This window comes from Phycisphaerae bacterium, assembly GCA_035275405.1.
In the GTDB taxonomy this organism is placed as follows: Bacteria; Planctomycetota; Phycisphaerae; order UBA1845; family UTPLA1; genus DATEMU01.
This window is the reverse complement of record DATEMU010000013.1, coordinates 132,777-154,546: the sequence shown is the minus strand read 5'-3', so window position 1 is coordinate 154,546 and position 21,770 is coordinate 132,777. Positions and strand designations below refer to the sequence as shown.

Below are 21,770 nucleotides of genomic sequence, written 5' to 3'. Positions count from 1 at the left end.
AGAGCGGCATTGTGGAAGAGACTCTCGGGAACGGTGCGGAGGCACGATCCATGGTATTAATAAGAAGTAAGCCCTCGCAGACGATTATTCGCGGCGCCGTCGCCGCGGGAATCCTCACGTTCTGCCTGTCCGGCGGCGGTCTGGCGCAGCCGAACCCGCCGCCGACCACCCAGCCGACTACCCGGCCCGCCAAGGGCCCCGCCACGCAGCCTCTGCGCACCACACCCGCCCGCGCGGAAGAACTGAAGGCGCTCCGCGAAAAGGCGCTGAAATCGATCAAGGGCCCCGGCGGTGGATATCCGACGACTCAACCCGTGCCCTCCCCGGCCCAGTCGCGACAGACCCCCACCAGGCCACCAACTCCCAAGCCTGCTGCCCCCGTCGTCAAGACACCTCCGAAGACTGCGTCGCCCGTGACGCCACCCCAATCGCCGGGGCGTCCTCCGCAGCCGGGCGTTCGTCAGCCGGGAAAACCGACGGCATTTCCGGGCAGTCCCAAGCAAGGCGCAGTTCCGCCCGTCGAGGAAGTCCCGCCGACGACCGCCCCGGCCGGGATCGAAAACACGCAGACGACGATGACGTTCACGATCGAGCCGATTGACCCTGAGGCGCGGACCTATCGCTTCAGTTTTTCCAACACACCATGGACGGATGTTTTAGAGGCATTCTCACGGATGAGCGGGCTGCCGTTTCTTAACCAGCCCGATCCGCCGATCGCCGAGACGCTGACTTTCATCAGTCCGAAGGATTTCACCTACAAGGAGGCGCTGGATCAAATCAACAAGCTGCTCTACGAGCGCCCGCTCAACAAGTACATCGTGCAGCGCGAGGACGACTTCCTGACGATCGATCGCCTGCCGGACGCGATGCGGAAGATCCCGCCGAGCAAAATGTTCGCCTCCTTCGAGGAGATGGAGAAGGCCAATCTCGGCCAGTACGACGTGGCCCTGGTCAATATGGAAGTGCCCGAGGGCTGGTCGCCCTTCGAGCTCATCTCCAAATTCCGCATCTACGCCACCGACACCTACGGGACGCAGGTCAACGGCGACAAGATCGAACTGACCGGCCTGGCGCAGGAGCATCGCCGATTTCGTGAAGTAATCGAGCGCCAGAAAGGGATGACGCAGCCGGAAAAGGAAGATCCGCGCACCACGATCACGGTCGACCTCAAGGTGTCGAGAGTCGCCGACATCCAGCAAATCCTTAGGCAGATCTACCCGGCACAGGCAGCGGCCGCGCCGGGCCGCGGCCCCGGCGTCGATCCGATCATGGACAACGCCAGGCGGATCGACCTCATCCCCGACATCAAGAACAACCGGCTGATGGTCAAGGCGATGCCGGCGATGTTGAGCGAGATCCTCGAAACAATCGCCAAGCTCGACACCGGCGCGCCGGCGAGCTTGCCGGAGATGAAGGTCATCAAGCTGGAGTATGCAGACGCGAATCAACTAACCGCGACGCTCAAGCAGATGTTCATGAAAGAGATGCAGTTGCTCGTGAGGCCCGACGGCCCTTACGTGTCGCCGGAGGAAAAGTCCGACCTCGAACGCGATATCTTCCCCGATCCCGCCAACAACTCCGTCATCATCGTGGGCGGCAAGACCGGCGTCGCCAAGGCCGAGGAACTGATCAAGCAATGGGACACGCCGGCGGAGAATCAGGTCACCGAAGTCATTGAATTGGCGCATGCCGATGCCTCGGCGATCTCCCAGACGCTCTCGACCATCTTCCCGCCAACCGGCAAGGGCGGCGTGGCGGATCGCATCACGCCGCGGACGAGCACGTCGATCCTGGTGACCTGCTCTCGGCAGAATTTCGAAAAAATCCGCACGCTCGTGGAGAAGCTCGACGTGCCCGACGGCGACGAGGAAGGCGAGCATGTCGTTCAGCCCAAGGCCGTCCAGCCCAGTACCCTCGCGCAAATCCTCCAGCAGGCGCTCAGCGGAGCGATAGCGCCGCGCGGGCCCTCCCCCGCACAGCGCGGCGCACAACCGGGCGTCCCCGGCGGCACCGGGCCGCGGTTTATCCCCGACGACGGCACGGGTTTCCTCTTCGTCTATTGCAGTAATAAGGACTGGGAGAAGGCCGAGCGGCTGATCAAGACGATCGACGCGCAGGCGGTCGTCGTCGAGCCGAGGCTCCGCAACTTCCCGCTCCAGCACGCCAGCGCGAACGATGTCGCCGCGATGCTGCGGCAGATGTTCACCGCCACGCCCGGCGTCGGTAAGGGAGCCGGCCCCGGCGGACCGCAGCAACTCTTCTTCGCCGACACTTACAACAACGCCGTGCAAGTTTATGCGTCGGACGAGTTCCTGGACAAGGTCGCGCCGTTCATCGAGCAGCTCGACATTGAAAGCACCGGCGTATTGACGGTCATCAAGCTCGTCCACGCCAAGGCCGAGGCCCTGGCGCCGGTCCTGGCCCAGACATTTCCCGGTTCGACGGGCACGCCGGTTCGCGCGGTCACACCGCAGGGCGGCCAGGCCCCGCCCGTTTCGCCGGTTTCGGCGAGCGGCAGTGGCGTGCGGATCATCGCCGAGCCGATTACGAACTCGCTCCTGGTGACCGCCCCGGCGAAGGAGCTGGCGCAGATCAAGGACCTCGTCGCGTCGATGGAGGCGGCGGCGGAGACTCAGGTCAACACGCGCGTCATACTCACCTGCAAACATCGCCCGGCAACGGAACTGGCCGAGACGCTGCGGAGCCTGGCCGGCGCGCCGACCAAACCCATGGGCAAGCTCGTCGCGGGGTCCGGCGCGGTCGGCACACCCACCGGCGGCGAGGCGCTGAACATCGTCCCCGCGGGCACTCAACTCATCCTCGACGGACCGCAGGACCAGGTCGCCAAGTCGCTCCAGCTCTTCGACCAGCTCGATGTGCCGTACGAGCAGGCGATCTATCGCAAGTACGCCGTGCAGGACGCGGAGGAGGATGAGAAGAAGCTGCGGGCGATGCTGGCCATGAAACCCGCGCCCAAAACCGAGGGTGGCAAGCCGGGCGAAGGGGCGCCGGCTCAGCGCATCGCCGCGCCCGAGGCGATCCAGATTTTCGCGGATACGTATGAGAACACGCTGCTCATCGGGGCAAAATCTGAATCCGACCTAACCGTTATTGAGGGTTTGCTCGAACTAATTGTCGCGGATGCTCGACCGATCAAGGGCGTGATACCAGGCGGAAGTGGGGACTTTTTCGTCATTCAGCTCAAGCACAAAGAGGCCTTCGATATCTCCTTCTCTGTCGAGGATCTTCTGAATCCCGATCGCAAATCCGGCGGCATCTCGCTGGAGGAAGGGCCCACGAAGAAATCGCTGCTTGTGCTGAATTGCAAGCCCGGCCAGCGGGCCAAGGTGGAAGAAATCGTCGCCATGTTCGACGTGCCCGACACCACGCGTCGCCCGGGCTTCCGCACCATCGACTCGGACAAGATGCCGCCGGAGCTCTTGGTCAAGATCCTCCAGAGGAACTATGACAAGCCCCTCAATGTCCTGGACATGGGCAGCGCTTCCGGTCGCGTGCAGGTCATCGACATCCACGCCGGTGAGGAAGAAGAACCGCCGGCGAAGCAGGAGGAGAAGCCCGGCGCTTCGGCGAATCCGTGTGTACTTCCGGCCTCGCTCCTGCAATCGCTCGCGGCCGTGTCGCTCGGAGAGTTCGACGCTGAGAAATGTGACGAGGCGCTGGAGCCGGCCGTCTGTCCGATCTGCCATCAGAGCCCCTGCGTCCTGCCCGCCGAACTATTGAAATCCCTCGATGCCGTCGCCATCGGTCAGGCGGATAACGGTCAGGGGTTGGCGAACGCGCCGACGACCCAACCCGCGGCCGTTCACAATCATCCGATGGCGGGCGAGGAACCTGCCGCGCGGCCTGATATCGTACGCAAGGCGACCGGCGACGAGAGCATCCCGACGGTCTTTGTCGATCCCGATACCGGCAAGCTGGTCCTCACCGGACCCGAGGACATCCTCGACACGCTGGAAGATATCCTCGATGAGATCTCCTACGGCGAGCAGCCCGTCGTCTTCCGCAAGTTTCCGCTCAAGTACGCGGATGTCGTCACCGCCGGACAGCTTCTTGAGACCATCTTCAATCAAGGCCAGGCCGTCGCCGGCGCCAAAAAGGGCGGCAAGGCCCTGCCGATGATCCCCGCGCCGGCGCCCGCGCCGGCGCCGCAGGCCGCCGGTCAGCCCGGCCAGCCGCAAAAGCCCGGCCAACCCGGACAGCCCCAGCCTCAGCAAATGGTTCAACAGGCTGCCCCCGCGCGGATCAAGGTCATCCCCGATCCGCGGACCAGCAGCCTCTTCGTCGCCGCGGCGCTCTCGGATATCCCGCTCGTCGTCGACGTGCTCAAGCAGATCGACGCCAAGACCGATGCGCGGACGGCCAACATCAAGCGGTTCAAGCTCAAGAACCTCGACGCCACGCAGGTTGTGGAGAACCTCCGCGAAGTGCTCAACGTCCAGACCGGCGGGCGCGGTCGGCGTGGCGGCCCCGGACAACCCGGCCAGCCCGGCCAGCCGGGTCAGCCGCAGGGTCAGGGCGACCAGGGACAGCAGCAACAGATCATCCAACTTCAGGGCCAACAGGGTCAGCCGGGACAGGGAGTGGCGATTTCCCCGTCGGACAATATCAGTCTGACCGCCGATCCGCAGACCAACTCCATCATCGCCAAGGCGCCGACGGACCAGCTCGAATTGATCGAGAGCTTGATCAAGGAACTGGACGACGACGACAACACGACACAGGCCGTGTTGCGCCGTGTTCAATTGGCTAAGGCCCGCGCTTCGGAAATTGCCGCAATCGTCAAGGAAGTGACCGCCAAGATGGCCGATACCGGCGGCGGCGGTCCCGGTCAGCGCGGCGGCCGGGCCAATCCGGGTATCTCGGTCAACGCCGACACGCGGACGAACAGCGTGATCCTCGCTGGACAGTCCAAGGACGTGGACAAGGCGGAGCAGATCATCAAAGACATGGATGTTGATGCCCCGGGCGGCTCGATCAAGCAATTCGCCGTCAAGGGCGATCCGAACACGATTTCCAACGCGCTCAAGGCCCTGTTCATCACCGGTCAGCAGACCGACGTGGTGATTGCCGCCGACGCGTCGACCGGGACGGTCCTGGTGAAGGCCCCGGCCCCGCAGATGGCGGAGATTGAGGCGCAGATCAAAGAAATGGAAGAGAAAGTCGCATCGAGCGCGGACATCCGCACGATCAAGCTGATGATCGCCAACGCGGAGGTCGTCGCTGAGAAAATGCAGTCCATCTTCGCCGACGCCCGCAACAAGAGCGGCGGCAAGGCCAACATCAGCATCAAGGGCAACAAGCCCAACAGCACGCTGTACGTCAGCGGGGCGGACGACGAGACTTTCAAGACGATCGAATCGATCGCCAAGGACATGGACAAGGCCCCGATCGATTTCATGGTCAGGAGCTTCCCGCTCAAGTACGCCTCGGCGGTGGACGTGAATACGAAGCTGACCGAGATGATGGTCAAGGCAGCGACGACGGACGTTCTGAAGGGGGCCAAGCTCGATCTCGTCGGCGTCGTGCCGGACGTGCGGACCAATTCGCTCGTGGTGACCGGCGGGCCGATCACCTTCGCCTTCGTCGGGAGCATCCTTGAGCAGATCGATAAGCCCTCCGAAGAGACGGCGCGGTTCGCCAAGACCTATTCGCTGCCCGTGTCGGTCGATGCCGGTCAGGTGGCGGGGAACATCGGTGCCCTTTTCGCCTCAGCGTCCGCGCAGGCGATGGGCCAGGAGCCGCCGGCCGTGACCGCGAACCCCGGCGCGAACGTGCTCATCGTCAGCGCCAACAAACGCCAGCACGAGCAGATCGAAATGGAAGTCATCGCCCCGCTCGTCGCGACCGCCGACACCGGCATCCCCCAGACGGAGTTCATCGAACTCAAGCACGGTCGGGCGGACGAAGTGGCCCGGGCGCTCATGGAATCGCTCCGTGCGACGACTTTCCCCAACGCGAAAGGCCAATACGCCGTCAACATCACGCCGGAACCGGCATCAAACAAGATCATTGTGACGGCGACGCCGGAGAAGATTGAGGAAGTGAGGAAGCAGGTCGCCTTGCTGGATACGACCGGCGAAGGCGTGCGCAAGGAGCACACGATCGCCCTGGAGAACACCAGCCCGTCGGACGTAGCCCGCAGCCTTCAGGCCGTGTTCAACGCGAGCGTGGCGGGCAAGCCCGGTCGCACGGCGCCAACGATCCAGGAAGTCGCCGGCTCGAAGCGAGTCGTCGTCCTGGCGACGGAAGCAGAACTGGAGCAGATCAAAAGCCTCGTGCAGCAGATCGATGTTGAGGGGACCAAGGGCCGCATGGTCCACACCGTGACGATGCCGGAACTGATCCCCGCCAAGACGGTCGCCGAGACGATCAAGCAGCTATTCGGTTCGAACAAGGAAGACAGTGTCAAGGCCGAGTACCACGAACCGACGAATACCGTCCTAGTCATGGCGACGGAAGCGGAATTCGAGCGGATCAATGAACAGGTGATCAAACAGGTGTCAAAAACGGATCCAGTCGGCGCATTGAGCATCTACAAAATTCCACTCAAGCACGCTGTCGCCGATGAAGTGGCCAAGACGCTTCAGGACTTTTTTGACAAGAAATCGGGCATCTCGCGCGGCGGCAATAACAACTTGCCGCCGTGGATGCGCGGTCCCGAGCCCGCCGCCAAGCAGCTTGAGAACCAGGTTTCTATCACCGCCGAGGCGTCCAGCAATATGCTTCTGGTCTATTGCACCTTGGCGACCAAGAAGCTGATCGACAGCATCATCGAGGATATTGACGCCGATCCGTCGACGAAAAATGTCATGGAAATGGTGGCGCTGAAGTATATGAGCGCCGAGGACATGCTCGGCATCCTTACCGAGTACTTGAAGGTTTCCAAGCGTTCCCCCGGCGACGAAAACAAGCGGATGATCCCGTGGTGGATGGATGCGCGGGAGGAAGAGAAGGATGAGAAGGTTGTCCTGGCCGGCGACATGCGGCTCCGCGCCGTCGAGGCGCTCAACGCCATCATCGTCGTCGGCAAGCCCGATGGCGTGGCAGACGCGGTCAAGAAGATCAAGGAACTAGACGTGGAGAACCCGGAAACGGGCGGCACCCCGCAGCGGATCGTCCTCGCGCATGTCAGCGCGTCCGAGATAGCCGACACGCTCACCAAGGTCTTCAACGATCCCAACGTGGCGAAGACTAAGGGCCCCAAATACGTGCCACCGAACATTGTCGCGCAGGATACGACCAACAGCCTCATCATTACGGCCAAGGCCAACGAGTTTAATCTGATCAAGAAGATGGCGGAGAGCCTCGACAGCGAGTCGAGCAACGAAGAAGGCGGCGGTGTGCGACTGATGCAGGTGGCGACGGGGCAGAACGTCGAGGACCTGGCGATTCTACTGGAGAAGTCGATCAACGACAGCGAGAAGAACCGGCAGGGCGTGAATAAGGACTACAAGCCGCGGCTGGTCAGCATCGGCGCCGACCCGCGGGCCAACGCGCTGCTCGTCTCCGGCACGAAGTCGCAGTACGACCAAGTGCAGGCGCTGGTCAATCGCATGGTGGCGATGGGCCCGGCGGGCGGGATGAGCCGCCGCGTCATCAAGCTCCAGGGCCAGCTTACCCCCGCGCAGGCCAAGCAGATCATTGAGCAGATGCAGAACAAGGGTAAGTCTGGTCCCCGGTCCGACGCGGAGTGGACACGGCACCGCCGCCCGGCCCGCAAGCTGGCGTTCGCGGTTTCCCTCCCTGCGTTCATGATGCAGGCGACACTCTGCACGGCAATTGCCCAGACCCCGCCCCCTACGACGCGACCGGTCATCTCCTCCATCCGCCCACGGACGCCTACCACCCAACCGGCGGGAAAATCGCCGGAGGAGCAGATCAAGGAATTGGCGACGCAGCCGGCGGACTTGTCGCGGATGACCGAGTCGGCGCGGCAGGCATTCGCGCAAAAGCTCTCCGGTGCGCCGGTGACGGTCGCCGAAGGCGGCGAGGACGTGCTGGTTCTCGAGGGAACGGAAGAAGACTTGGAGGTGATCGAGTCTATCCTGCAGATGCTGGACGCCGCGATCCCTGCCAAGGAGATCGAATACGTGCCCCTCGAGAACGCCAGCGCCAAGGACCTGGCCAAGACGCTGACCGACGTCTTCCAAAAGATCGAGCAGCGCGGCCAGCGCCAGGCCAAGCCCGAGGACAAGGTCGACATCATTGCCGACCCGCGGACGAACGGACTCTACATTGCCGCGACGAAAGAAAAGATGGCCCAGGCGCTGGCGCTCATTCGCCGCAATGAAGAGGCCGGGGGGAGCCTCGAAAAGAACGTCAAGACCTACGTCCTCAAGAATCGCCGCGTTATGGAAGGCGGCGAGGTCCTGAAGAAGATGGTCGCCTCCTACCTCTCCCAGAAGGGCCTCGATCCCAAACAGATCAGCATCGAACTCGATCCGCAGACTAACTCCGTGCTCGTCACTGCCGGCGAAAACGACCTGCAGTTCGTGGACAAAGTCATCGCCGGACTCGACGCGGAACTTCCGCCGACCGAAGAGGGTAAGCAGCAGCCGATCGGGGAGTCCGACGTCATGGTCGTCCCGCTCAAGATCGCCCAGGCCGACACGCTCGGCACGCTGCTCAACGAGCTGCTTCAAAAGGCCGCGACCGGCGACACGCCGATGAAGGACTTCATCCGCCGCTTCCGCCTGCTCGACGACAAGGGCGATCCGATCGCGACGGTCAACCTCGACCGGCCGATCTACATCGTCGGCGACAAGGAGAGCAACTCGCTGATCATCGCCAGTACGAGGGCGAACTGCCTCATCATGAAGCAGGTGGCGATGGCCTTCGACAAGGAGCCCGAGCGGGCCGAGGTGCAGTACAAAGTCTTCACGCTTAAGTATGCCGACGCGACGGAGGTCGCCGAGGCTGTATCGAAGCTCGTAGCGGACGCGGAGGCCCTGACGCAGCGGCCGGGAAAGGGCGACAAGTCCGGCGTACCGGAGGGCGCGGCCGGATCGCTCGTCTATAAGGCGATTGTCACGTCCGACCCGCGAACGAATCAGGTCGTGCTCGTCGCGCGGCCGGACGCGCTGCCGATCCTCGGCGATCTGATCAACAAGATGGACATCCAGGGGCTGGATGTCATGCCGTTCGAGATCGTGAAGCTGGAATACGCCAGCCCGACGGGCTTGCAGGAGGCATTGACGCAACTGGTGGAGAAGCGGGCCGAGGCGTTGCCCAAGGGCAAGGGGCCGAACGCGGAGAAGGCCGAGAAGGTCGCCATCATCGGCGACATTCGCTCGCGCTCGCTGATCATCGCCGCCAAGCAGGCGCGGCGCGAGGAGCTGCGCGGACTGATCGCCAAGCTGGATGTGCCTTCGACGGCGCTCGTCGAGGATATCCGCACCATCACGCTCAAAAAGGCCAGCGCCGCTGACATGGCCGACAAGCTCAAGAAACTGTGGGAGGAGCGCAAGAGCCAGCAGGAGACCGGCAGCAAGGGCGGACTGACGTTCGAAATTCCGGCCATCGTGGCGGACGAACGGAGCAATTCGCTGGTCGTGGCGGCGAGCAAGGGCGACTTCGACGCGATCAAGTCCGTCGTCGAGAAGATCGAGGCCCTCGAACTCAACCCGATGAGCAACATTTACATCATCGGCCTCAAGTACAACTCGGCCAAGCAGCTCCAGGCCGCGATGAAGGCCCTCTTCGACAAGCGGGCGGAGATGCGAACCGTGGACGGCAAGAGCCGACCGGAGGACCAGGTCGAGATTCAGGTGGACGAGGTCAGCAATGCGCTGCTCATGGTCGGCTCGCGCGAAAACTACGAAGTCCTGCTCCAGAAGGTGAAGGAACTGGACGTCGAACTCGGCGTGCCGGGCGTCGTCGAGTTCTTCGTCGCCACCAACGTCGGGGCGCACCGCGTCAAGGACACGATCGATGAGATGTTTAAGGAGGGCGGCGTCTATAAGCCCGGCGGCGCGGCCGGCGGAGAGATCGGCAAGGCCCGTGAGAAAGTCACGGTCACCGTCGATGACCGCTCGAACATCCTCATGGTCTCGGCCAGCCCCGAGAACATGGAGGTGATCCGCGAGATCTTCACGCGGATGAACAGCGTCGCCACGCCGTGGGACGTGGCCATTACCAAGATGGTCATCGTCGAGCACGGCGATTCGGTGAAGATTGCCGCACAGGTCAAGCAGCATTTTGAAGAACTGGACAAGGTCCGGGAGACCGGCAAGGAAGGCGGCAAGTCCGGCTTTGGCATCACCATCTTCGCCGACGAGCGGAGCAACCGTCTCGTGATCGGCGGAACGAAGGATGGCATCGACGCCGCCGTGGAACTCGTCAAAAAGATGGACGTCCCCCCCGGCACGCCGGGGCAGGTGATGGAGGTCTATAAGCTGACCGAGGCGCCGGCCGCCAAGATCGCCGAGATCGTCGACAAGGTCTTCAAGGAGCGCAACAAGCCGCGCGGCGGCGACACGGGGACGAAGGTAGAGAACATCCCGGTCACCATCGAGGCGGAACTCTCGACCAACAGCCTGCTCATCAACGCCTCGCGCGAGGACCACATTCTGCTCAAGGAACTGATCGCGCGGCTGGATCGCCCGTCGACGCTCCTCGAAATGGTCAAAGTGATCCCGCTGGAAAAAGCGCCGGCTGCGCGGGTCAAGGAGATTCTTGAAGAGCTGTACAAAGGCGGCGGGGGAGAAGGAGAAAAAGGCGGCCCCGGCATCGCTGTCGTTGAGGACACGCGGACGAATTCCGTAGTCGTGACGGCCCCGCCCGGCGAGTTGGAGAATATCACGGCGCTCGTCAGGCGGCTCGACGAGACCGTGGTGAAGGGTCAGGCGGAGGTCGGCATCTTTCCCCTGGAGAATGAAGACGCGGGGCAGATGGCCGAGCTGCTCAATTCGATCATGACGGGCGAGGCGGTTTCGGGCGGGAGTCGCTCCAGCAGCAGTTCGAGCAGCAGCAGCAGCGCTGGCGGTGGAGCGGCCAGCCAGAGCGAAGAGAAGCGCGACATCGCCTCGATGCTGATCTCGTTAAGCACGAAGGACGAACGCGGCCGGGAGATCTTTCTCCAGACGGTCCGTGAAAACGTGCAGATCACCTTTAGCGAACGCACGAACAGCGTCATCGTTGTCGCCCCGCCGGACACGCTGCGGTTGATTGAGCAACTGATCCGCGAACTGGATCGCATTCAGAAGCGGCCGGTGCTGGTCAAGGTGTTTGAGCTGCGCAACGCCGACGCCACCAAGACGATCGAGATCCTGGAGAAGATGTTTGCGCAGGAGGAGGGCGATGAAGAGCAGGCCGCCTTTCAGCGCGGCCGCGAAGTGACGGTCGAAGGCGGGGCGAGTTCCACGATGGGCGTTCCCGAGCCCGCCTCGATCGGCGGCGATGCCCGCAAGGGCACGTTCGGCCGGCCCAAGACGACCTTCGTCGCCGACGAGCGGACCAACGCGATCATCGTCGCGGGCTGGCCGGAGGACATCGACGTCGTCGCCGATGTGATCGATCAACTCGATTCGCGGCCCATCCAGGACCGCGAAAACATCGTCTATTCGCTGGTGAACCAGGAAGCCGAGGACGTGCAGGCCGCCCTCGACGAGTACTTCCAGGCCGAGGCCCAGCGCCTCGATACGCTGGGCGAGACGATTTCGCCACAGCGGAGGATGGAACAGGAAGTGTCGATCATCGCCCACGAGGCGAGCAACCAGCTCATCCTCTCCGTCAGCCCGCGCTACAAGCAGCAGGTCCTTTCGATCATCGAGCAGATCGACACGGCCCCTCCGCAGGTCATGATCCAGGTGATGATTGCGGAGGTGACGCTCGACGATCGGTTTGAGATGGGGTTGGAGTTCGCCCTTCAGGAATTGAGATTCAGCGAGACGGCCGTGCCCGACGCCAACGGCATCCTGCAGAGCAGCCACTTCGATGTCGTCGGGGGGACCGACCTTGGGGCGGCAGGTACCGGGCTGGCCGGGTTTTCCTTCACGATTACCGGCGAGGACTTCAACTTCCTCGTTCGCGCGCTGCAATCCGACGCCCGGCTCGAGGTCATCCAACGTCCAATGATCATGTGCCAGGACAATCAGCAGGCGACGATCCAGATCGGCCAGTCGGTTCCGACGCCGAGCGGCTCGCAGGCCTTTGCGGGCCAGACGTCGACGCAGGTGGAATACCAGGACGTCGGCGTCATTTTGAATGTTGAGCCGCACATCAATCCGGACGGATTTGTCTACATGCTGGTCGAGCCGGAAGTCTCGTCCGTGAGCGATTCGTCCTTGCAGATCGCGCCCGGCGCGTTTGCACCGGTCATTAACCAGCGCCGCGCGACGACCTACGTCGCCGTGAAGGACGGGGAGACCGTGGTGATCGGCGGGCTCATCACGACGACGGAGACGGAGGCGGAAACGAAGGTACCATTTCTGGGCGACATCCCGGGCCTGGGCATTCTCTTCCGAACAACGCGGCGGACCAAGAACAAGTCGGAACTCCTGATCGCGATGACGCCGAAAGTGGTCCGTACCGTGGAGGACGGCCGGCGGCTCAGCATCGAGGCCCGCGATGGGTCGGGCATCATTACGGACAACATGAAACAAAGCCCGCTATTCCAGGGCCTACAGGTCCAGCCGGAGGACTCCGCGGAGATCTCCACGCTTGACGCGCCTCCCGAGGAGGGCGAGAACGGCGTCGTTCCCGCCAAGTACGACATGACGGCGCCGGTCGAAACGGAGCCCGCCGGTGTACCGGGCGAACCCCGCCCAAGCGAGCCGGGCACGCCGAAGTACGGGCCGGAGGTGCCGAAGTACGGACCGATGGTACCCTCAGGGGAAGAGACCGTTGCAAGGCGTTAAATGAATAGCGAATTCAGAATGGCGAATAGCGAAGTAAAGAGGTGCGGTCGTTCGTTGGTCGGCGCTGCATTCTTGCTATTCGCTATTCGCCATTCGCTATTTATCTCGCTTTTCATCCTGGCCGCCTGTAACCACCCGGACGCCCAATGGGGTGCGCCGCCGCCGAAGGCCGCTCCCAGCGCCGCGCCGCAGTCGAATGTCGTCCGCGTGACCAAGTTTTTCAATCAGAATCCCTGGCTGTCTTTTACAAGCGACGGCAGCGCCATGGTGGACGGCGTCGGGTTCGCCGTTTACCTCGAAGGGGCCGACGGGCCGCGCGGCGTCTTCGGGACAGGCACGATCGTGGTGACGATGTACCGCCTGGACTTCGATCCCTTGGGCCGGGAGATGGCCACGCCGGTGCACGAGTGGGTCCTGCCGCCGGACAAGGCTTATCCCTGGCGGTCGAAGCGAGCGACCGCGCTGGGCTGGGGCTACGGCCTGCGGCTGCAATGGCCCGAAACGGTGAAGGTGGCCGGCAAGCAGGTCGCCATCATCGTCAAGTACGTCCGGGAGGACGGCCGGGAAATCAGCTCGTCGCGGCAAGTGCTCAAGGTGCCCGTGGGCGGGACGCCGGCGCCGCCACCGGTCGCGGCCAGCGAGAATCCTGTGGCCAAGCCCACGCCCGCGAGCGCACAATAGCCCTTGATGCAATCCGACCCACCGCCGCCACCCGCACGGGCCCTGTCTGGCAGCGCTACGCCGCTCTCGCCGCTTCCGCCTATACCGTCGCGTTGGACGGCACTGCGTGTCATTGCGCTGGCGTTGGCGCTCGGCGGCGCGGGCATCTGCGGCCTCTTGCAACGGATGAGCGGTGGGGGCGGTTCGGTCTTCGGGGCGAATCTCTGCACGCCGACACAGGCGGTGAACTGTGACTTCGTCCTGGCCAGCCGGTGGGCGAAAATCGGGCCGTTTCCGAGCGCGGCGCTGGGAGTCGCGTACTTCGGGGCGCTGGCGGCGTGGCTGGCGTTTGTGGGGTTCGCCAACCGCGCGGGGCGGGGATGGCACCTTGTCCCGCTCGGGCTTGCGGCAGTAGGGCTCTGCGGGTCGGCGTACTTTATTTATGTCATGGCCGTGCACCTGCCGGTCTGGTGTACGTGGTGCATCGCGGCACATGTCGTCAACGCGCTTTTGTTCCTCGCGATCCTTGGCGGCTGGCCGCGCAGGCCTTCGGCGGATGCGCTCGATGTGGCGCCGTACCCATCGGCCGGGCGGGCGCTGGCCGTCGTGGCGGGCTGCGGAGCGGCGGCGGCCGTGGTGCTGTCGGTGGTGATCGCGGTGGGGGCGCAGGTGACCGCGGCCCAGATGCAGCGCGAATTCATGAAGATCGGCAACAACGTCGACTACATCGCGTGGCGATATTCGATGGACCCGTCGCGCGAGATCGCGCTTCGATCGGACGACCTGGCGGCGGGTCCGGCGGATGCGGCGCACACGGTCGTGATCTTTGAGGACTTCCAGTGCAAAGGCTGCGCAGAACTTCATCGATTCACGGCGCTGCTTCTTAAGTCGCATCCCAAGTTGCGAATCGTATACAAGCATTATCCGATGTCGGGGGCATGTAACCGGCACGCCCGCATGGGCTCGCACTATTTCGCCTGCGAGGCGGCGCAGGCAGCGGAGGCGGCGCGGTTGGCGGGGACGACGCGGCAAGCACACCACTTCGCGTCGCGGCTGTTCGAGAACTTCGGGCGGCTGGACGAGCGACCGTACGCGAGTCTGGCGGCGGAGGTGGGGATCGACACGGCGAAGTTCGCGGCGGCGCTGGCGGGTCCGGAGCCGGCGGCGCGGGTGGCGGAGGACATCGAATTGGCGCACGCGCTGGGCGTCGAGTCCACGCCGGCGGTTTTTCTGAACGGGCGGAAGCTGTGGAACTGGAACATTCTGACGACGGACGCGCGGCCGAAGGTGGATTTGGCGGCGACGGAGGGGTTGTGGGAGAGGCTAATCGGCGAGCAGAAACGCTGAAACGCCAAGACTCGAAAACGCGAAAAGACGAATCCGCAGATGGCGCAGATCGACGCAGATTTTTTCTTGCGCAATCGAGCGCAATTGAGCGCAAACGGAAGGCTTGAGGTCCACCACGGCGGATGTTCGACCAATGCCACAATGATCGAAGCGCTTGAAAACGCTTGAATTTCTTGAAATTCATCGGCATGGCGCGGAATCTCCGAAGCCGCAATGGCCAGTGGTCAGTGACCAGTGGCTAGTGAGGCCGATACGGCGAGTGGTTCGCCCGCCTTTCTTGTCCTTGCCTAGTACTCGTGCTCAGCGCTCCCTCAAAAAATAGTCGCAAATTTGGCAAAAAAAAAACGCCCGTTTCGCGGAGCTCGAACGGACGGCCCGTTTTTTCTTCGTATGACTTGGCGTGGATGGAGATGAAGCCGGGCAATGTCGCTTGCAAAAAGAAGTGGCCGTCCTGATAGTCGCGGTCAGGACGGCGGGTGGAAATGGGTGGATTCGTTTCAGTGGTGTTCTAAACATATCCCGCGCGTGTTAGTGCTTCATGAGGGGTGGGTGAAAAATGGGTTAGGGCTGCTGCGAAGATCGGCAGGTCTCGAAGACTCGACCGTGCCCTACTGAGGCTCGGCGGGAGCCTTGCCCTCCCTAGTCGAGGTAGCCGAGGTCGCCGAGGCGGGTGGCGACTTCCTGCATCTGGCGCTGGGTGAGGGTGGGTTCGAGTTCCTCGACCTTGCGCTCCTGCGGGGGTTCGTATTCGACCTTGACGGGCTGTTCGAAGATACGGGTGAGGACTCGGCCGTCCATGTCCTTGGGGACGCGCTCGCCTAAGCCCGCGAGCAGCGTCGGGGCGATGTCGGCGATGTGGGCCTGGATTTTCTTGCCGACGGCGATCGAGGGGCCGTTGGCGATGAAGATGCCGTCGAGGCGGTGCGTGCCTTCGAGTCGATCGAGCGGGACCCAGCGGACGGGTTCCTTGCCGCGGATTTTCTTTACGACGGCCAGACCGTCGGACGGGGCGAGGAGCAGGTCGGGCATCCACGGATAGTCGAAGCGGCTGCAGCCGTAGAGTTCCTCGGAGAGGAAGACGTCGGTGAAGATCTGCATCTTGCGGCCGTCGCGGTCGCGGCACTGCGCAGCGAGGAGGCGCTGGCGGATCTCGTCGCGGAGGGATTCAAAATCGGCCGGGTCGACGATGCCCTGGGGCTGGCGGCCTTTGAGGTTGATGTAGAGGAAGCCATAGATGCCCGCGTGAAGGACGCAGGCCCGCGTCTGTGACCAGTCGACGGCGAGGTCGTGGTCGAGTTCGTTGAGCTGACCGGCGGGCGAGCCGTTTTTGGCGCGGGTGAGCCGCCGCCAGAGGACGGTGCCGCGGGTTTTGGCGCGGGCGAGGTTGTTGCGGAGCGAGAGGTAGCCCCACTCCGACAGGAGCAGATTGGGCTGGGCCTTGCCGTCGAGGCTGCCGTGGCCGTGGTCGGACATGACGAGGATCGTCGCGCCCTCTTTGTCGGCAAAGCTGCGAAGCTTTCCGAGGACGACGTCGAGCTTGGCGAAGCAGTCGCGGGTGAGGCGTTCGCGATAGGGGCTGCTGTCTTTGGTTCGCGGATCGAGATAGCGCCAGGCTTTGTGCTGAAGGTTGTCCACGAGCTTGAAGAGGACCATCAGCACGTCCCAGCCGTACTTGCCGCCGCAGAAGCGGGCCAGTTCATAGCCGCGCTCGAAGCTCTGACAGATGTATTCGAGGTTCTGGGCGAAGACCTTGTCGCCGCCGAGGGCCTTGCGCTCCCACTTTTTCTCGTGGGTATAGTCGGGATGGTTGGCGAGAATTTCGGCCTGCAAGTCCTTGGGGTGCGTGAAGTCCTGGCCGCTGGGCGTGTCGAAGCCGCTGATCATGAAGCCGTTGACGTTTTCCGGCGGAAAGGTCATGGGGACATTAATCGAGCCGACGCGATAGGACTTTTCGCTGAGGATCTGCCAGATCGTCTTCTGGCTGATCTTCTGGTTGTTGTTGAAGGTCAGGCGATTGGTCGCCGGGTCGTAGCGGAGGAAGTCGATGATGCCGTGCTTGCCGGGCCCCTTGCCGGTCATGAAGGTCGTCCAGGCGGCGGGGGTGATCGGCGGGCGGGTGGATTCGAGGACGCCGCTCGTGCCACCGGCGACGAGGGCGGCGAGGTTGGGCATGGCGCCGTCGCTCATGAGCGGGTTGAGGACATCCCAGGTCGCGCCATCCAGACCGATCATGAGGACGCGGTCGAAGAGCGCCCCATTGCGGTCGGACGGAAAGCGATCGGGAGGAGACAACACGTGCAAGGACCTCGCTGAGTAGTCAAACGATGTCGGCTTGTGGCCGGTTCGTGTGGGTCGTGCCGCGCGTTGGATCGGGGCCGACCGCGCCTTATAGACGGTAGATAGGGTAACGGATTCACGGAAAATGGTCAAAAAACTATGTTTTTTGGGTTAGAGCGAAGAAACGCCAATTGGGGCGAGTCTTTACTCCTTGGGCATGTCTACGGCGGTGTGAAAGGTCTCTCGGCAGGCACTGGCGTGCCTGGTTCTGATAGGCCGCCATCCCAAGGCGAGGTTTTTTCGAAGATCGTGAGGTAGGGGTCGCGTTGGAAGGGCCGTGGCGAGGTCTGGTGGAGGAGGCGGAACGAGGGACTTTTCAAGAATTCGCTGAGTTCCAGTCCGTGGTCAGGTGAGGCGGCAAATTGGCGCTCCCAGGCGACAAGCGTGCCGAGGGGGGCTTTCGCGATCTGCTCGCGGACGGTGGGGCGATCGGGCGGCAGGCGGCGATTGGTCACGTAATCGAGCCAGACGTTGGCGGAGATGATCTCGCGGTCGCCGAGATTTTGGGCGGCGAGCCAGGCGCGGGCGTCGGCGATGATGGCGGCTTCCGGGGGTTTGCGGAGGGGATGGCAGAGGGCGTAGACGGCGAGGAGGGTGAGCGCGGCGAGGGCCGAGGGCATGAGCGCGCGCGGCCAACGGCGCACGGCGCGTGATGTGCTCAGCGCGGCGATCATGACGGCGAGGAGCGCGAGTGCGAGAGCGGACCAGCGAACGACGGCGACAGCTTTGTGTAATTCGGGGATTTCGGCGGCGAGGTCCCGGCGAGCGGCGTATAAGACGAGTTGGCGTTCCAAGGCGATCCAAAGGAGGACCATGGCGTTGGCGGCGATGAGGGCGCTGCGCCGCCAGTGCGTTTTTTCCGCGCTCCAGAGTTCATTCCATCCCGCGAGTGCAGCGACGGCGACGAGCGGGCTGAGGGGGACGAGGAAGCGGGCGTAGCCGCCGGAGTCGTAGAGACCGAGAGCGCGGATGATGGTTTGTGCTGCGAAGTAGAGGGCGATAGTTGCGGCGACAAGTGCGCCGTTGCGGAAGCGCACAGTGGGGACAAATCCAACCATAGCGAGGATGGTGATGCCGGGGCCCCAGGCCTCCAGTGCGCGGCAGAAGAAGGTGAGCCAGCCTCCGCGACCGTATTGGGTGGAGGGCGTGGGGGCGAAGAGGCGGGCGATGGGGGCGTTCACGCCGGCGAGGGGGGCGAGGAAGTTGACGGCGAGCGGAGCCCAGAGGAGGGGCCAGAGTCGCCAGAGGGCGACTCGGTCGCGCCAGGCGAAAAAGAACCAGAGTGGGAGGAACATGATCGCTTCGTGACGGGTGACGAAGGCGGGGGAGAGGATCGCGGCGGAGGTGGTCCAGCGGCCCTTCTGCGCGAGCATGACGGAGAGTGTGAGGTAGAAGGCCATCGGCGTTTCGGTCAGCGTCGTTTGCGATAGTTGGAAGAAGAGAGGTTGGGCAAAGACGAGCGGCACGACAAGCCAGGCGCGACGGAGGCCGAGGGTTCGGGCGATTTCAAACGCGGCCAGCGCGGCACCGGCGGAGAGTGCACAGGACAGGATGCGGCAGGCGGCCCAACTGAGACCGGCGGGGAGGAAGTAGAGGGCCGTGAAGCCAGGGCGGCCCCAATCGTCGAGCAGATAGGCGGGCCAGGTCCAGGCCCAGCGGGCGTAGAGGTAGTGGGTGAGGTCGTCGAACTGGACGATGCCGTCGGGGTCGCGGAGGGCGAAGATGGCGGAGAGGGCGAAGCCGATGCCCGCGAGGGCGAGGGCCAGCGCGCGTTCGTCGTAGGTCGCGCGGGCTGCGCCGGGCGATGTACCGCCGGTTAACATGGCAGCATCATCGCCGCGCGCGGGCTGATGACAAGCGAGGCGCCATAAATGCGGAATGCGGAACGTGGAATGCGGAATGAAGGCGCGGAGATTGTCTGCCTCGACGCGGGTGAGGACGATGTGCAGCTTTGCAAATGGGATGGGGTCGAGATTCGGATTGAGCGGGCTGCCGCGCCGGATGTGACGGCGGCGATTTCGCAGGCGCTGGATAAGCTGGTTCCGCGACCGGGCTTTCGACTACGGTATCGAATCGCGGAGGGTGTGCCGGATAGCGAGGTGATGGCGCGGTGGATCGAGGGAGTGGGGCGGAGCTTGGGGGTGGGGGCGATTCGGCGGTTGCCGGACGACGTCCGCGCGGAGCCGGGATTGACGGCGGCGCGGCAGGCGGCGGATCGGCATCGGCTGGGGGAAATCGTGTGCCTGGAATTGCGGCGGGGTTCGTATATATGCGCGGCGGTTGATGCGCGCGGGCGAGCGGGAACGCACGAACGCGGGAAATGGGCAGATGCAGATGCGGTGGGCGCCGTCGTCAAACGGTTCGGACGGGCGGGTTCAACACTGACTTGCTACGGTTGCGCCGTGTCTGAGGCGAAGGCAATCGAGATCGCGCGGCGGTTCGGGCTTCGACACGTTTTGGTCCCGGACTATGCGGCATCGTTCGCGGTCGTGGGAATGCTGATCGTTGATCTGGTTTTCGAATTGCGGGCGGATCCGCCGAAGGATTCGGCCGACACGCGTGGTATTCGTGAAAGTTTTGCGCGGTTAATGGATGAAGCGGCACGGCAGGTGACGTTGGAGGGTTACGATATCGATGACACGGTTTGCGAGCGGCTGGTCGAAATGGCCGGCGGTGAAGGAATTCTACTCGAAGGGCTGACGGGTCCGTCGAAAGAGATTCGGGGGCTGTTTCTGCGCGTGACGATCCATACGCCGAAATTTGCATTGCCGGCGGATGGTACGGGGCGGCTTATCTCAATCGGTTAACGTCCGAAGAACGCCGTCGCTACTTCGTCCCCCACTGAGGGAGGACGCTACCGCTACTCACCGGGCGGTTGAGTGGGTGGCGTGGTCGTGGCCTCTTCCGGCGCGGGCTCCATCGGTTCCGGGGGCGGCTCCATCGCGCCCATGGCAATGAGGCGGTTGCGGGCTTCGAAGGCCCAGGTGGTCGCCGACCAGTCCTTTTCGACGAGGCGATAGTAATACGCGGCTGCGTCGATCTGCTTCGTTCGCTCGTAATACTGCGCGACGCGGTATTCCTTCTCCGCGCGCTGGTCGCTGACCCGCGCGAGGGTTTGCGGCACTTGCTGAGCACCGGCGTCCTGCGGGTACTTCTGCGAGAAGTCCTTGAGGTAGACCTCGGCTTCGAGCAGGTCCGCGTCGTCGAACTCGACGCCGGGGAAGCGGGCCAGGGCTGACTCACCGGCGCGGAGCATGGCGAATTTGTGGTAGCGGCCCCGGGGGAAGTCGCGCATGAGGCGGGCGTAGGCGGTTTCGGCCTCCTCGAAGTTGCCGTTGATGTAGTAGTAGTCGGCCTTGAGGCGGAGGGCCTGCTCGGCGATCGGTGTCTCGCGGGCGCGTTCGTCGATGATGCGGTCGAGGATGGTGAGGGTCTCTTCGTCGGCGGAGAGCCAGAGGACCTTCCAGACTTTCTGCTTGCGGCCCTTGAAGAGGACCATCTCGGCGATGATGAGTTCCTTGCGGAGGGCGCGGTCGGCGATGTTGGTGCCGGGCCAGCCGTCGAGGATTTCCTCCAGCCAGCGATGGGCCTGCATGAGATCGCCGCTCTTGGGCTTGGCGTCCTCGGCAGAGACTTCGGTCTCGGCGGCGTAGAAGAGGGCCTCGGGGCGGAGGGTCGATTCCGGGTAGGTCTCGAACCAGTGCTCGAAGGCCTTGCGGGCGTCTTTGTACTCGCACTGGGCCAGGAGCGAGCGGGCGAGTGCGAGGTCGCCATCCTCGGTGCCGGGGATGGGCGGGGCGATTTCAATCCACTGGCCCTTGGCGGCGTCGAACTCGAGGCGTTCGTGGTAGGTGGGTTTGGCCTTGTCATCGCCGCGGGCGGTCGCGGAGGCGAGGAGGATGAGAAGGGGTGCGAAACATCCGTGCTTCATGGGGGGCATCCTAAACGTCAAAACGTCAAAAAGTCAAAAAGTTAAAACGGGGGCCACCGATGGAGGCAGATCGCGCAGATGAAGAGGGAGGTGAGGAGATCGTGAAAGTTGAGCTTCGGTTTTCGGGGTTGAGGGTAGACACGCCTGCCGCAGGCGGATATAGTTTTAGCGGACTCGGTGGTTTTCGAGTCGAGGATCGCTACGTACGATTTATTATTCGATCGCATAACAGCATTTATTTTCATTCCCCCGCGATTCTCATGACCGGCGACTGGGTCCTTCGTTGACGGGGAGATTCCCCGTTGGTTCGAAGTAGGTCCAGTGGGGGGCCGGAGTAGCGTCATGTCACCATTTGGCAGGTCCGTCGACTTTGGGGGGTTGGATTCCGCGCGCACGGCGGGAATGGGACAGGATTTACAAGATTTACAGGATGGGAAGAAACCGCATTTCGTAAGCGGCACGCCTTTGGCGTGTCGGTCAGACTCCCACAAGCGTCGCCGGGGGCATGGGCTCTATGGCACGGTCGCGATGGCGATCGTTGCGCTCGGGCATGCCCCGGCGGCGCGGGGGGAGTGTGGGTATGGGTGGCGGCCGGGGCATGGGAACCCGTACGTGGA

General features: G+C 63.5%; 7 protein-coding genes. 4 read left to right on the top strand and 3 right to left on the bottom strand.

All coding sequences use genetic code 11. From position 1 onward, the window contains the following. Window positions 1-50: 50 nt before the first annotated feature. From VJZ71_16130 to VJZ71_16120, 3 genes are read left to right on the top strand one after another with little or no spacing between them, the layout of a single operon-like run. Complete coding sequence (locus VJZ71_16130) at window positions 51-12,878, top strand: secretin N-terminal domain-containing protein (GenBank protein ID HKQ49601.1); 12,828 nt, start codon at window positions 51-53, stop codon at window positions 12,876-12,878. Continuing rightward, a complete protein-coding gene (locus VJZ71_16125) occupies window positions 12,879-13,559 on the top strand; it encodes a hypothetical protein (GenBank protein HKQ49600.1) in 681 nt (226 codons plus the stop codon). 6 nt (window positions 13,560-13,565) lie between these two features. Beyond that, a complete protein-coding gene (locus tag VJZ71_16120; GenBank protein ID HKQ49599.1) occupies window positions 13,566-14,885 on the top strand; it encodes a thioredoxin domain-containing protein in 1,320 nt (439 codons plus the stop codon). Between the two features lie 639 nt (window positions 14,886-15,524). Here the strand turns inward: VJZ71_16120 and VJZ71_16115 are convergent. Continuing rightward, window positions 15,525-17,180, bottom strand: coding sequence for an alkaline phosphatase family protein (locus VJZ71_16115; protein HKQ49598.1), 1,656 nt, complete (start codon window positions 17,178-17,180; stop codon window positions 15,525-15,527). Window positions 17,181-17,383: 203 nt separating this feature from the next. After that, window positions 17,384-19,045 (bottom strand): hypothetical protein, encoded by a 1,662-nt coding sequence (locus VJZ71_16110; protein ID HKQ49597.1) that lies wholly within the window; start codon window positions 19,043-19,045, stop codon window positions 17,384-17,386. A gap of 69 nt (window positions 19,046-19,114) precedes the next feature. Here VJZ71_16110 and VJZ71_16105 point away from each other — a divergent pair, with 69 nt between their 5' ends. Then, window positions 19,115-20,029, top strand: coding sequence for a hypothetical protein (locus VJZ71_16105; GenBank protein HKQ49596.1), 915 nt, complete (start codon window positions 19,115-19,117; stop codon window positions 20,027-20,029). A 53-nt stretch (window positions 20,030-20,082) separates the two neighbouring features. On the opposite strand, the gene bamD is transcribed toward VJZ71_16105, so the two are convergent. After that, complete coding sequence (gene bamD / locus VJZ71_16100; GenBank protein ID HKQ49595.1) at window positions 20,083-21,153, bottom strand: outer membrane protein assembly factor BamD; 1,071 nt, start codon at window positions 21,151-21,153, stop codon at window positions 20,083-20,085. Window positions 21,154-21,770 lie beyond the last annotated feature (617 nt).

What these genes read in the sequence shown, in the direction of transcription:
- VJZ71_16130 (HKQ49601.1), top strand. Translation starts at nt 51, where the DNA reads ATGGTATTAATAAGAAGTAAGCCCTCGCAGACGATTATTCGCGGCGCC.
- VJZ71_16125 (HKQ49600.1), top strand. Translation starts at nt 12,879, where the DNA reads ATGAATAGCGAATTCAGAATGGCGAATAGCGAAGTAAAGAGGTGCGGT.
- VJZ71_16120 (HKQ49599.1), top strand. Translation starts at nt 13,566, where the DNA reads ATGCAATCCGACCCACCGCCGCCACCCGCACGGGCCCTGTCTGGCAGC.
- VJZ71_16110 (HKQ49597.1), bottom strand. Translation starts at nt 19,045, where the DNA reads ATGTTAACCGGCGGTACATCGCCCGGCGCAGCCCGCGCGACCTACGAC.
- VJZ71_16105 (HKQ49596.1), top strand. Translation starts at nt 19,115, where the DNA reads ATGCGGAATGAAGGCGCGGAGATTGTCTGCCTCGACGCGGGTGAGGAC.
- bamD (HKQ49595.1), bottom strand. Translation starts at nt 21,153, where the DNA reads ATGAAGCACGGATGTTTCGCACCCCTTCTCATCCTCCTCGCCTCCGCG.